This is a genomic window from Bradyrhizobium liaoningense (assembly GCF_018130785.1).
GTDB classification, from domain to species: domain Bacteria; phylum Pseudomonadota; class Alphaproteobacteria; order Rhizobiales; family Xanthobacteraceae; genus Bradyrhizobium; species Bradyrhizobium liaoningense_A.
In genome coordinates this window covers 354,980-368,186 of the sequence record NZ_JAFCJT010000001.1, presented here as the reverse complement: position 1 = coordinate 368,186, position 13,207 = coordinate 354,980, and the positions used below count along the sequence as shown (strand labels likewise).

Genomic DNA, 13,207 nt, shown 5'->3' with positions numbered 1-13,207 from the left:
ATGACGTGGAACGATCGTTACCGATGTAGCCGGATGCCCCGGCGCAGTGACATCTCTGCAATCTGGACGCGGGGTCGGCTTTCTCGCATCGAGGGGCCGTCTGATGCCAACCGTCATCGAACATGTCTTGGCTCGTCTCTGCGATATCGGTCCTTTCCGATCAATGACGGCATCAGCGCGCTTTCCGGACTGCGCTGGATCGGCTGCTGCAATGAGCTTAATGCCGGCTATGCTGCGGATGGTCACGCACGGCTGAAGGACTTCGGAGCGATCGCAACGACGTTTGGCGTTGGCGAGCTCAGCGCGATGAATGCAATTGCGGGTGCGGCTGCCGAGCGCTTCCGTTATTTCACCTGGTCGGAACACCGGCGATGTCAGCTCAATTGGGCGCGCCATGGTGCACCATTCGCTGGGAGACGGTGCATTCGACTGGTTTCGGCGCATGAGCGAGCCGGTCGTGTGTGCCAGCGCAGTCATGACGCCGCAGAACGTGGTCTGGGAGATGGAACGCCTGATCTTCGAGACGCTCTATCATCTGCAGCCGGTCTACAGGGCCTTTCCCGCCGACCTCGCATTGCAGCCTGCGCAGGGGCCCTTGCAGGCAATCGCAGGTCCGGGAAGCGATCCAGCCGCGCTGGGACGGGCTGTCGAGGCAATCCTAGATACACGGAGAGCGCGAGAGCGGCGTGTATCCTTCCGGGCGTTCTGGTGGCGCGGGCCAGGCTGGAATCGCTCATGCAGGTGATCGTCGATTCCTCCGGTCTTCCCTTCGCGACGGGGCTCACCGACAAATCGGTGCTGAACGAAGGTCAGCCGGCGTATCTCGGCATGAATGTAGGGCGACTGAGGGACGATGACGTGCGCCAGTTTGTTGAAAGCGACGCTGCCGTCCTGACGGTTGGGACGTTCTTCAGCGATCTGAACATGGGTGCCTTTACCGCGAAGATCGATCCTGCACGTTTGATCTCGATAAATCTCCACGACATGGTCGTGCGCGGTCGGAGGTTTCCGGGCGTTGAGATGGCGGATGTCTTGGCCGCGCTCGCTCCGAGAATGAAGCGACGAAACGCTCAGATTCCGCCTCATGCCGGAGAGGCTGTTGGGGCGCGGGTCGGTAGCGGCTCGGATGCGATCACGGCGGCGGCGTTATACCCGCGCTGGGCCGACTTCTTGCGGCCCGACGATGTCGTGGTTGCCGAGGCGGGCACGACTTCCGTGGATCTTGGCCTTGAGCAGCTTTCCTCAGACGAGGCGGTTCAACAGGCCTCGCTCCCCTAGAACGGAGCCTACATCGAGGTAGCGACCTCACCGTACGAGTCACCGCCGCTGCCGCTTCGCTTGCAGGAGATCTCGGGATCGAGGTCTGCCGGGAATGTTCGGTAGACCTAAGCGCAGCCGGAGGACGAAGCTGCGCGTTTGGTACGGAGGTTAGACGATTTCTAAGAATCACTCTCAAGAACGTATGAGGCAATTCTGGCATGCCATCCCTATATCTCCGCGGGAAGCGTCGGAGCATGAAATTGGCGCAAAGGGCTGTCAGTCTGATCGCGATCGCCAGATAAGCTGCTATGGACGCATTTAGACCGTTTGAACCATTGCCCGGAAGCGACACGAAGCGCCAAGGACCCACATGTCTCGTTGTTGAAGACGATCTGACGATGCGGCACTTGGTGACAAACTATCTCGAGGATCACGGCATTCGCACCATCTCGGCGTCGCGGCGAGCAGAGGTGCCTGGTATCCTTGCCCGCGATGAACCGGATCTTGTGGTGCTCGATCTCCGCCTTGGACAAGAAGACGGTCTCGACTTGCTTCGTGAGATTAGAGCAGGATCAGATGTTCCCGTCATCATCACAACGGGCCACCGACGCGACGAGATTGATCGCGTTGTCGGCCTGGAGTTGGGAGCGGATGACTATCTGACGAAGCCGTTCGGACTAAGGGAGCTTCTGGCTCGCATAAAGGCGGTTCTCAGACGGCGTGAAGCCACGCCGGCATCGAATCGACGTGACTCCGAAAGAGGTCGCTGGCGTTTTGGGGACTGGCAGGTCGATCGGCGGCTGCGTCGCTTGACCGACTCAACCGGCCGGCCCATTGCGCTGACTAAGGGCGAGTACGCGCTCTTGATGGCCTTTCTCGACGCGCCGCAGCGGCCGCTGTCCCGAGAGCATCTCTTGCAGGCAACACGTGTCCACGAGGACGTTTTCGACCGCAGCATCGACGTCCAGGTTCTCCGCTTGCGCCGCAAGTTGGAAAACGATCCGCGTGCACCATCCGTCATCCGCACCGAGCGCGGCATTGGCTACGTCTTCACGCTTCCGGTCGAGTGCTTTTGACGGCTGGGCGAACGATATGGCCAAATTTGGCGGTTGCCGTGATCGTCTTGAAAATTACTGCCAACGTCTTCGAGGCGGCCTGCCCATCTCTGGTGCGGGTCGAGCAGTCGAACTGGATTAAAAACTATAATCACCCCAAGATTACAGCCGTAGCAGTCTATCCCTCTGCCGGAATTCTTCGGAAACATGGCAGTCCTAGAATCTTCCCATGGAATGAATTGGGAGATGACGATGCTGCCTCTGAAGCAAGCACTTTGCGATGGCGGCCAACGCGGTGTGTCGGCCCGGCCTGATCCTGGCGCTCGCGCGGAGCGATCGCGAGCGCGGAAGATATTTGGTGGAGGAGCAGTTGCGAACTGCACGCTTGCCGCCTGTTCTGCGCTGACGGCGGAGTTTCTTGCGGGCTGCGCCGCTTACGCCGATGCGATGTATCCTTCGCTGGATCAGCGTGATGAGCCAGGCCGCAGATTTACCGGAACAGACGGGAACGTGTGCGTCGTTGTGTATTCGACGGGACTGTGGATCGAGGGTACGGAGGTCGGTCTGCCCTCATGGCGGCGTGGGCCGGCAGCCTTGGTCCATCGCGAAGTTGCGGAGAGTTTCTCCGCTCGACCCTATCCGATCCGAACCTGGTACAGGTCGATAAGCGCAATGGCGGTATCTCTGCGGGATTGGATGCGCGATCGTCGAGCCATGCGCAGCGCCATGTTCGAACTGGAGAGACTCGACGATCGAGCCTTGCGTGACATTGGGCTCATCCGCCTCGACGGCGGACGTGCTATCCGGAGCGACCTTGATCTGCGATGAGGCAGATTCTGGTTATCGTCTGCGGGCTGGCTTCGTTTGCCGGCGTCGTGGCCGCGCAGGTGCCGTTGCGAAGTTTGCCTTCGGCAGATCGGGTCCAGCAAGACCGCGAGCCCATCACGCCGATTCCGCAGCCGCCTCCGTCCGATCCGCGAAAATTGGCGCTCGGCGAGCGATTGTTCAGCGATCCGCGGTTGTCGGCCGACGAAACGTTTGCCTGCTCATCCTGCCATGACGTCGACACGAATGGGGCTGACGGCGCGAAGGGACGACGGGGCGCAACGAAGGCGCTGGACACGCTCACCGTGTTCAACGCGGCGCTTAGCTTTCGCCTGGGCTGGGAAGGGCGTTTTCGCAGTCTGGCCGATCAGGCGGAGGCATCGATCGCCAATCCGGCCAACATGCGCGACAGCGTGCCGGAAGTCGTGCGGAGATTGAAGGCGGATACCGCCACGAACAGAGCGTTTCGCCTTGCCTATGGGCACGACGTCGATCGCGACAGCCTTCTCGATGCAATCTCGACGTTCGAGCGCTCACTTCTCACACCCGGTAGCCGCTTTGACCGCTGGCTCGGTGGAGACAGTTCGGCGCTTTCGCCGGCGGAACTCGATGGCTATAAGACGTTCAAGGCGTTTGGCTGCAGCTCGTGCCACCAGGGCGTCAACGTGGGGGCAAATCTGATCGCCCAACAGGGCATCTTCCGTCCGCTGGTTCTGCGCGGGCCCAAGCTGGTGCGGGTGCCAAGTTTGCGCAACGTCGCAGCAACGGCGCCTTATTTTCACGATGGAAGCGCCGCCACGCTTGAGGTGGCGGTGCGCCGAATGGCTGCCGCACAGCTTGACCGAACGTTGACGGACGACCAGGTCGCCTCGCTCGTTGCTTTCCTGAACACGTTGACCGGAAGCTTTCGCGGGAAACCAGTCTCCGGAGGTGCGCCATGACAGCCGCTCGATCCGTGGCCATCATCGTCGGTCTGGCGGCACTTCTGACCTGGTTCTCCTTGCGCGCAATCAACCCGGACGCTGAACTGTTCGATCGCGCATTCAACGAGCTCGAGCATTTTGGCGTGATAGAGAATACGCTATACCGCGATGTCTTCACGGCACGCACCGGAATGCTGGGGGACTACGATCCGCTGGGGAATGAGATCAACGCTCTCCGCAAATCGTTGGATCGGCTGCGAGCGACAGCTGCGATTGACAGGGCGACGAGCGAAGCGATCGACCGCTTGGCGGAATTGGTCGATCAGCAGGAGCAGCTGGTCGAGGCCTTTAAGAGCCAGAATGCAGTCCTCCACAACTCCCTCTCCTTCTTCGCTCGGTTCAGAGCCCATTCGGACCTACGGGAGCTCGACCTTGCCGTCAGTTCAGCGGCCGCGGCGATCCTTCATCTGACGCTGGATACGACATCAACGTCTGTCGGCGAAGCAGAAATGTCCTTGGACAATCTCGAATGGGAGGCTCTCCGAACCAATCAGGCATACCTGGTCGAGCCATTCCTCGCGCATGGCCGTCTGTTGCGCAAGCTGCTGCCGTCTGTCGACGGTATCTTGAAAACGATGATGACGCTGCCGCGAACGATGAATCAGGATGCCTTGCGGGCGACGATTATCGACAGGCAGATCGCCTCCAGAAATGTCGCCCGTTTGTTTCGACGGTTACTCTATGCCACGTCACTCGCGCTGGTGGCCTTTCTGGTTCATCTCGGTATCCGCCTCGGAGCGCGCGCGAACATATTACATCGGCGTGCAGCGTTGGAGCACATGATCGCGGATATTTCGATGAACTTCATCAACGCAACGCCGCAGAGCGTCGACCTCGAGATCCGCCGTGCCATTGCCTCTTTTGGTACCTTCGCCGGTTCCGATCGCGTTTACCTGGTCGTCTCCGGCGTATCCACGCGCTCCTATGTGTGGCAGCAGCCGGACAAGGACTTCCCGCCCGGTTGGCCGGAGCAGGCGCCCGACCTGGCAGCGCGGATTGGCCCCGATCGAAACGGGATCGTCCACGTGCCCAGGGTCGGTCGGATGCCGGTGGGGGAGAACCAGCGTTTCCTGACGGACCTCGGGCTCGGAGGATGGGCATGCGCGGTAAACACGGACAGTCAAGGGCGTGTGATTGCTTTCGGCTTCGATGCTGTAGGCCGCAAGTGTCGCATCGCCCACCCAAGCGAGCTGCTTCTGCTGCGCATGGCGTTGGATACCTTCATTCACGCGATTGAGCGGCAGGTTGTCGACGAAGAGCGAAGTCGTTTACAAAGGCGCTTGCAGCATGCGCGTCGCATGGAACGAATCGGTACCTTCACCAGCGGCATCGCGCACAACTTCAACAACATCCTTGGTGGAGTTCTGGGGCATGCCGAAGTCATGGAAGGACACGTCGGTCGGAACGTGAATCTCGTCCGTCATCTCGCCGGGATACGGCTCAGCGCAGAACGGGCTCGCGACCTGATCAGTCAAATCCTGGCTTTTGGACGCCGCCGCGAAATCCGCCGCAACCCCCTCAGCATCAATGCGCTGGTCGACGAAACGGTTTCGCTGCTGTGCGTTTCGCTGCCAGTCCGGATCGAACTTGTCGTGAAGCCGTCTCCAGTCGGTTTGATCGTTCTCGGCGAAGCGGCCCAGCTCCAACAAGTGATCATGAATCTCTGCAACAATGCGGCGCATGCGATCTCTGATAAAGGACGGATCGAGGTCTCGATTGAGCCGCAAGAGACATTCGAGCCGATGCCCCTCAGTCACGACAAGATCGAGGCGGGTCACTACGTGCGGCTCTCGGTTGTCGACACCGGATCCGGTATGGAAGATATGATCCTGGAGCGGATTTTCGAGCCGTTCTTCACCACGCGTCAGAACGGAAATGGGCTGGGGCTTGCGACGGTGCGTGACATTGTCCACGATCACGTCGGCGGAATAGGTGTAAGTAGTCTGCCGGGACGGGGGACGCGCTTCGATATCTGGTTGCCGCGGGTCGAGGCAGCGGTCTTGCCTGCCGCAAAGCGTTTGGTCGCGGACGGAATCGGTCATGGCGAGGTCGTGATGCTTGTCGGTGGCGACAGCGGTCGCTTGCTCGGAGATGAAGAGATGCTCGCCGCGCTAGGTTATGAGGCGGTTGGTTTCACCACCGCCGATTCCGCGCGGGCCGCGTGCGACGCGGCGCCGGATCGGTTCGATTTCGTGATCGTGGGGCAGGTCGGATCGCCTAAACAGTCACTTGAGCTTGCCAGCCAACTGCATCGATCGATCCCTTCCATTCCAATCGTCCTGGCGACCAGGGTTCCGTTCGAGATTGCCGCGGACACGCTTTTGTCAGCAGGTATTTCCGACGTGGTGCAGTGGCCCATCGTTGCGGAGGAGGTCGCGATCGTCTTGTCGCAGAGTTCGCCGGCCGCCGCGACGAGAGGCCTCGACGCGGCTAGGGCCAGCTCTTCGCTAACCCACCCAGCGTGACTGTCGGATCATGCTGCAGAAGTCGATGCGATGGAAGTGCGGATCCTTGTCCGCAAGGACGTCGGCCTTGACGTTGCCGAAGGTTGTTTGAGGCTTGTGTTTGATGCCGTCGTAGAAGGTCTGGATGATATCTTCCTTGAAGTGCGGTGTGCGCGGATGCGCGGACACCACGGCGCGGCGTTGAGCGTCCGAAAACTCGTCGTACCCGATCCCGAGAACATCCATCTCCACGCCGGCGGTTACAAGGGCGACGACGAGATGCATGTGCTGGGGAATCCCCGGAGTAGTATGCAGCGCGATCGCGGTCCAGACGAGATCAATATCGCTCTGCGGGAGTTTTCGGGCGCGCAGAAAGTCGCGGGCTGCGTTAGCACCATCGACCTCGAAACGTTCGGTCTGGCTACTATGTTGCCGCGTGAGCCCCATGTCGTGGAACATCGCGCCGGCGTAGAGCAGTTCGCGGTCGAACGAGAGGCCGCGCCGCAGCCCTGCGAGCACTGCGAAATGGTAAACTCGGCTGGAATGATTGAACAGCAATTCGGATTCTGTATCGCGAACGAGTTCCCGTATCTCCTTGCATATTCTGGTGTCAGGTGCGTTGAAGTCCGCCGGTCCCATGATGTACTCCTCGTCCGTGGGGAAGTTGTGCTAAGCTGCAATGTCCGGCCAGCTTGCGTCATCGAAACGCAGCGAGTTCGCGGCTGGCTGGCGCCGCGCATTCTGGTGCGTTTCGAATTTGGTCAGAAGTGAAAGAGCTTCAATCTCGTGATGAGCGATCTTCAGAGCGACACCGCTGTAAGAACCACCACTTGACCAGGTTCGGAGGGGCGAGTATCGGCAGGCGAGGTTCCGCCTTTCGAGAATTGTCAGGCCCTCCGTGACGAAACGTGATGGCTCAGTGCGTGACGCCCGATGCAAAGCTCGCATGCTCGTCGGTCGGGCCGGACTGTATCCTGATCAAGCGGCGGGCTCCAACGGGTGAAGCCGAGGTAGTTCATTTGCCACAGGAATTCGGCCAGTTTGAAGCGCTTACGTTTGGACCGTACCAGTTGATACCGTCCAAGCGCTTGCTTTTGGTCGGACAAAATCCGGTCGAACTCGGAAGTCGGGCCTTCGATATCCTGACTGTGTTGCTTCAGAATCGCGGTCGGGTCGTCAGCCGACGGGAGATCCTCGATCGCGTCTGGCCGGATCTCACGGTCGACGAGGCAAACTTGCGGGTTCAGATGAGCGACCTGCGTCGTGCCTTGAAGTCGGGGGACTCCGATGGTTCCTACATCATGAACGTGCAAGGGCGTGGATACGTATTCGTCGCCCCAGTGCAAACCGTTCCGTTATCGGAACCGGGCGCGGCGGGCGGCGCACCCGTTGCGGCGGACCGCAGGATGCCGAGGCGGCCGCCGCACGTTATTGGTCGCGAGGACACCATCAGCGCACTTGTCGCGCAGGTGCTCGCCTGCCGCTTCGTGACCATCGTTGGACCGGGAGGTATCGGCAAGACAACTCTCGCGGCTGAACTCAGCCATCGGCTCGCGTACGAGTTCGGCGATGAAATCCGGTATGTGGATCTTGGCGCTCTCAAGGCCGCCGACCTGGTGCTGCCTACCATCGCTGTCGCCTTGGGCTACACCGCGCATACCGGCGACCCGCTGACCGCCTTGGCGTCATTCATGGGGGATCGACGCCTACTCCTCATCGTCGATTGCTGTGAACATGTCATCGAGGAGGCCGCCGACGTCACTGCCGGGCTCTTCCAGCGCGCACCAAAACTTCATCTCGTGGCCACCAGCCGTGAAGTTTTGCGCGCCGCTGGAGAAACCGTGTACTTCGTCGAGCCGCTCGATCTGCCGGCCGATGGTGACGATCTGACGGCGAGCGAGGTTCTTCGCGCTCCGTCTGCGCAGCTCTTGATGGAGCGCGCGACCGCCAGCGGATACGTCGGAAGCGTGGAGGATGCGCACGCGGTCGCGCTGGCCAAGATATGTCGCCGGCTCGACGGCAATCCGCTGGCTATTGAACTTGCGGCCAGCCGACTGATCACCTACGGATTCAAGGGACTTCTCGACGGACTTCGCGGCCGTGCCGTCCTGCAATGGCCCGGCCGAAGGCATGAATCCAGGCACCGTACGCTGGAAGCAACGCTCGACTGGAGTTTCCGGTTGCTTTCTGACGTCGAGCGACGTGTGTTGGTGCGACTGTCGATCCTGATCGGTCCCTTTAGCATGCAGTCCGCTCAGGCCGTTGCAGTCGATGCGATCGATGACCAATGGACCGTTGCGCGAGCGGTCGAGGAGCTCACGGACAAGTCTCTCATCGCGATCTTGCCGGTCGATGATACCTATCTGTACCGGATGCCGGACATCACGCGTTTCTATGCGGAGATGAAGCTTGCAGAGAGCGGCGGGCGTCAGGAAGCCCTGCGACGGCACGCACAGTACAGCGTCGAGGCGTTGCGTCAGGCTGATGTTGGGCCGCGTCACACGATCGGGCGGACGGATATGAAGCGCGATCTCCATGTAGGCAATGTTCGCGCGGCTCTCGAATGGTGTTTCTCAGGTCTCGGCGACGGACAGCTGGGCGTCTCGCTGGCGGCATTTGCATCGCGGATGCTGCTCGATCGGTCGATGTTGAGGGAATGCCTTCGATGGTGCGAAATCGCAGCCGCCCGGATCGGTGAAAAGGACCGGTCGTCAATCACGGCCCTACGGCTGTATGAGTCGCTTTCGTTATGCCGGATGTACCTGATGGCAAACGACGATCAGGTCGACGAGACGATCAGGCGGGCGCTTCAGCTGGCTGTTGCGCTGGGGGAACGGGAATCAGAAATGCACCTGCTTGCCGGCCTCAATCTCTTCCTCACGCGACGGGCGGACTATACGGGAGCGCTGGCTGCCGCGGAGCGATTTGCGGAACTGGCGCAGGACTCACAGAATTCCGTCGAGATTGCGGCCTCGGAATGGATGCTGGGATCAACGCACAATCTGATCGGTCACCAGCCACTTGGGTTGGAGTTGATCGCACGAGGTATCGCACGCGCGGAAGCACTGGGCATCGGGAAAACGTACTATTTCGGCTACGACAACAAGGGCAGGGGCACGATCGGACGCATATGGACATCCTGGCTTTGCGGGTTGCCGGAGACGGCGTTGCGTCGGGCGGCCGAGGTGCTCGATGTGAAGGCGCAAGACCATCCCGTTTCCACCTGCATCGCCTATCTCTACACCACGGTCGTCGTTCTGTGGGCGCGAGATCTGGATTGGGCTGAAAGGCTGGTGGAGACCTTGATCGATTTTGCCCACAAACATCAGCTGAAGCCGTACAGAACCGGCGGCATGGCGCTCAAGGGCGAGTTGCTGGTGGCCAGAGGTCAGATAGACGCAGGCGTCGCTTTGCTTAGAGGAGTGATAGAGCCCCTTCAAGCGGAGCAATTGACGATCATGCGGATGCCAGCCATGCGAGCCTATGCTGACGGTCTCGCCCGCATGGGCAATGTCGAGCAGGCAAGAAGCGTAATCGCGGATCTCGTCAAACAGGCCAAGGCTTCACCGACTTATTTGCTGCCCGAACTTCTGCGGACGCAGGGCGATATCATGCTTGTCGGGCTTCCGGAAGAGAGGAGCCGTGCCGAGGAATGTTACCGTAAGGCGCTCGATCAAGCCAGGATCGATGGCGCCCTCGGTTGGGAGCTCCGTGCCGCGCTCTCGCTCGGGCAGCTGTGGCGGCGGACAGACCGTGCGGCTGATGCAGCCGACCTTCTTGAGCGTATTGTGTCCAAGTTTACAGAAGGCTTCGAGACTGCCGATCTCGTAGCGGCGCGGCAGATGATTCAGTCCAAGTCGAAAGCCAGCGGCCAGGAAGAGCCGCGCAGAGGAAGCCGCGCGTAGGCGGAGGGGAAGAAGCTGTGCGGTGAAGCGGGCCGGGTAAGCTGAGACTGCCGTCGAGCGTAGCGCTCAGCCGGGGTTGGTGAAGCGGTCGTTGCAAGAGCTTTCTGGTCGCAGGCAGCGCCCGTGGGTGGCAGTGCAGCCAGTTCCGCTTGACGCTATCGGAGCTAAAGGGCTTGCATGTAAAACGGTGTTAGGGCCGATGCCGCCCGCGGATGTTAACACCGATTTTCGGGAATTAACCAGAGGTCGCGCCCACGATGGACTAGCGTGCAATGGCAAATTGTTGCCAATCGCGGGTTTCGCAATGTCCACGCTCATCAATCGGCTCGATCTGAACCTCCTGCGTGTCTTTGACGCGGTCATGGAGGAACGCAGCGTGCTACGCGCTGGTCAGAGGATCTGTCTCAGTCAATCGGCCGTCAGCCATGCGTTGGCACGGCTACGCGAGATGATTGGCGACGAATTGTTCGTTCGGACGACGACAGGTATGCAACCGACGGCCCGTGCACTCCAGATGGCCCCCCTCATCCGAGAGGCCTGGAAATCGCTCGAGGTCGCGATCGAATTGCCCAGATTTGATCCGCGCAGTTCAACCAGATGCTTCACGGTCGCGGTGAGTGATTTCGTGAGCACGGTCGTCGTCCCCGATTTGCTCGGTCTCCTGAAACGGGAGGCTCCGCTGGTCGACCTTGCCCTTCGGTCGGACAACGGACTCGATCTGATCGAGCAGCTCGATCTCGGCCGTATCGACGTGGCGGTAGGAGCGTTCACCGAAATTCCTGATCGCTACCGAGCAAGCCCACTGTTCTCATGTGACGACGTCCTCATAGTCCATCGTTCGCGCCGACTTGGACGGCTCACGCGCGACACGCTGGCGACGCTGTCAATCGCCACGGTTTCAATGCATGGTGGCGGCGGAGGGGCCGATAGGTTCGTCTCGGCGCGTGGACTGGGCCGGCGGTCAGAGATGTTCGATCGACTGGCGCTGGAGCGGGCGTTCCGCGGGTCGAAGCGGAAGCCGCGCCTCACGCTTTCCTTGGCGCACTTCCTGGCGGTTCCTTCCCTGCTCGAAGATGGCCAACTGGCCGCAATCGTGCCGCGACCGCTGGCTGCGGTGCTCGCCCGCGTGCATCCGCTGTCGATGCACGAGCTGCCATACGGGACCGCGGTCACGGACGTCGTGGTCCTGTGGTCCGAACGCAGTCTCGGCGATGCCGCACAGGATTGGCTTCGCAGGATGTTGACTGAGGCCACCACATCCCTTCGCCCGACGGCGATCGATACCGCGCGGACCACCTTGACCTTGCCGACCGCGTCGCTGCCCCGCATTGCGGTCGGTGCAAGAGCCGAGCGGCGTTCAGCTGCAGCCTGCTCATCCGGCCCGTGAAGGAGTTTCACTTCCGGGGCGGCGAGGAGTGGCTCATATGAAACAGAGGAGAGAGATCATGAAAGGAACACCGCCATGAGCACTGCACTGGAGCGCCGCAATTCGGCTGCCGTCGTCGCAAGCTGGTCCGATCTCGGCCCTGGTGCCGTGCACGAGATCAGCGCTGCTCTCACGATTTTGCTGGCGGACGTCTTTACGCTCTATCTCAAGACGAAGAACTTTCACTGGCACATGTCCGGGCGGCACTTTCGCGACTATCACCTGCTGCTGGACGAGCAGGCGAACCAAGTCTTCGCGATGACGGATGCCATCGCGGAGCGAGTTCGGAAGATCGGTGGTCGGACCATACAGTCGATTGGCGATCTAGCGCGCCGGCAACGGCTGAAAGATACGGACAGCAGCGACATGACGGCCGGCGCGATGCTGGCGGAGTTGCGCGCGGGCAACTTTCAGCTTCTCGGTTTGATGCGCGAGGTTCATTCACTCTGTGACCAACGGGAGGACGTGGCCTCCGCGAGTGTGCTTGAGAACTGGATCGATGAAACCGAGCAGCGGATCTGGTTCTTGCATGAAGCCACGCGCGATTGACCGCGCGCCGCGAACAACGATGAAGGCCCAGGCCATGATCAATCTCCGCCGAAGGGAATTTCTGGCAGGAACGGCTGTGCTGCTGTTCACTGCGGCGACGGTGAGGGCGGCGACGATCACCGGGCGGTTGCCTTGGGCGCCGAATGCCGGAAATCCGCCGCCGCAGGTCAGGCTTGGGCCGTGGGAATTTTTTAGCGGCGATGAGGGGCGTGCCATGGATGCGCTCGCTGATTGCATCATTCCGCCTGACGCGGAGACACTTGGAGGCAAGGATGCGGGCTGCGCTGTGTTCGTCGACCGGCAACTGGCCGGGCCGTACGGCCAACAGGAGGGACTTTATCTTCGCCCGCCGTTTCAAGCCGGCGCCAAGAACCAGGGCCATCAATCGGAGAAGGGACCTGCGCAGTCCTATCGGGAGGGCCTGGCAGCGCTCGATCGTGCCTGCCGGGAGCGCTACGGGAAGTCGTTCGCCGAACTCTCCGGTGAGGACAAGATCGCAGTCCTGACGGCACTGGAGAAAGGCAATCTCAAGCTCGAGGGCGTTGATGGTGCGTCATTTTTTGCGCAGGTCGTCAAGGACGTGCAGATGGGACTCTTTGCGGATCCGATCTATGGCGGCAACCGAGACATGTCCGGATGGAAGATGATCGGCTATCCAGGCGCACGCTACAACTACCTCGATTGGGTGAACCGTCACAACGAGCGCTTTCCTCTGCCGCCCGTCGGCATGACCGGTAACGCGCAATGGTCGAGGTCATAG

At 60.8% G+C, this 13,207-nt stretch carries 9 protein-coding genes; 8 read left to right on the top strand and 1 reads right to left on the bottom strand.

Annotated elements, in window-relative coordinates:
* The 4 genes from JQ627_RS01685 to JQ627_RS01670 all read left to right on the top strand — a co-directional run bounded on the left by JQ627_RS01685 (position 1) and on the right by JQ627_RS01670 (position 6,588).
* On the top strand, positions 1-1,278 hold the full coding sequence (locus JQ627_RS01685; RefSeq protein ID WP_212482419.1) for a thiamine pyrophosphate-binding protein: 1,278 nt from the start codon (positions 1-3) through the stop codon (positions 1,276-1,278).
* Between the two features lie 290 nt (positions 1,279-1,568).
* Positions 1,569-2,336, top strand: coding sequence for a response regulator (locus JQ627_RS01680; RefSeq protein WP_212482418.1), 768 nt, complete (start codon positions 1,569-1,571; stop codon positions 2,334-2,336).
* Positions 2,337-3,139: 803 nt separating this feature from the next.
* Positions 3,140-4,081, top strand: a complete 942-nt coding sequence (locus JQ627_RS01675) for a cytochrome-c peroxidase (RefSeq protein ID WP_212482417.1) — start codon at positions 3,140-3,142, stop codon at positions 4,079-4,081.
* Positions 4,078-6,588 carry a two-component system VirA-like sensor kinase gene (locus tag JQ627_RS01670; protein ID WP_212482416.1) on the top strand — a complete coding sequence of 837 codons (2,511 nt, stop codon included), beginning with the start codon at positions 4,078-4,080 and terminating at the stop codon, positions 6,586-6,588. Before JQ627_RS01675 ends, JQ627_RS01670 begins: the two co-directional genes overlap by 4 nt.
* Here the strand turns inward: JQ627_RS01670 and JQ627_RS01665 are convergent.
* On the bottom strand, positions 6,571-7,206 hold the full coding sequence (locus tag JQ627_RS01665; protein WP_212482415.1) for an HD domain-containing protein: 636 nt from the start codon (positions 7,204-7,206) through the stop codon (positions 6,571-6,573). The genes JQ627_RS01670 and JQ627_RS01665 overlap by 18 nt on opposite strands.
* Before the next feature lie 272 nt (positions 7,207-7,478).
* Between JQ627_RS01665 and JQ627_RS01660 the strand changes: the two genes are divergently transcribed.
* The 4 genes from JQ627_RS01660 (at position 7,479) to JQ627_RS01645 (ending at position 13,207) form a co-directional block, all read left to right on the top strand.
* Positions 7,479-10,472, top strand: coding sequence for a winged helix-turn-helix domain-containing protein (locus JQ627_RS01660; RefSeq protein WP_212482414.1), 2,994 nt, complete (start codon positions 7,479-7,481; stop codon positions 10,470-10,472).
* A gap of 304 nt (positions 10,473-10,776) precedes the next feature.
* Entirely contained in the window at positions 10,777-11,859 is a 1,083-nt protein-coding gene (locus JQ627_RS01655; RefSeq protein WP_212482413.1) for a LysR family transcriptional regulator, read from the top strand.
* A gap of 75 nt (positions 11,860-11,934) precedes the next feature.
* Positions 11,935-12,447: a Dps family protein gene (locus JQ627_RS01650; protein WP_212482412.1), complete on the top strand. Its 513-nt coding sequence runs from the start codon at positions 11,935-11,937 to the stop codon at positions 12,445-12,447.
* Positions 12,428-13,207 carry a gluconate 2-dehydrogenase subunit 3 family protein gene (locus JQ627_RS01645; protein ID WP_249142823.1) on the top strand — a complete coding sequence of 260 codons (780 nt, stop codon included), beginning with the start codon at positions 12,428-12,430 and terminating at the stop codon, positions 13,205-13,207. Before JQ627_RS01650 ends, JQ627_RS01645 begins: the two co-directional genes overlap by 20 nt.

Excerpts from the sequence above, each read along its gene's own strand:
- JQ627_RS01655 (WP_212482413.1), top strand. The coding sequence starts at position 10,777 with ATGTCCACGCTCATCAATCGGCTCGATCTGAACCTCCTGCGTGTCTTT.
- JQ627_RS01670 (WP_212482416.1), top strand. The coding sequence starts at position 4,078 with ATGACAGCCGCTCGATCCGTGGCCATCATCGTCGGTCTGGCGGCACTT.
- JQ627_RS01660 (WP_212482414.1), top strand. The coding sequence starts at position 7,479 with ATGGCTCAGTGCGTGACGCCCGATGCAAAGCTCGCATGCTCGTCGGTC.
- JQ627_RS01685 (WP_212482419.1), top strand. The coding sequence starts at position 1 with ATGACGTGGAACGATCGTTACCGATGTAGCCGGATGCCCCGGCGCAGT.
- JQ627_RS01675 (WP_212482417.1), top strand. The coding sequence starts at position 3,140 with ATGAGGCAGATTCTGGTTATCGTCTGCGGGCTGGCTTCGTTTGCCGGC.
- JQ627_RS01650 (WP_212482412.1), top strand. The coding sequence starts at position 11,935 with ATGAGCACTGCACTGGAGCGCCGCAATTCGGCTGCCGTCGTCGCAAGC.
- JQ627_RS01645 (WP_249142823.1), top strand. The coding sequence starts at position 12,428 with ATGAAGCCACGCGCGATTGACCGCGCGCCGCGAACAACGATGAAGGCC.
- JQ627_RS01665 (WP_212482415.1), bottom strand. The coding sequence starts at position 7,206 with ATGGGACCGGCGGACTTCAACGCACCTGACACCAGAATATGCAAGGAG.
- JQ627_RS01680 (WP_212482418.1), top strand. The coding sequence starts at position 1,569 with ATGGACGCATTTAGACCGTTTGAACCATTGCCCGGAAGCGACACGAAG.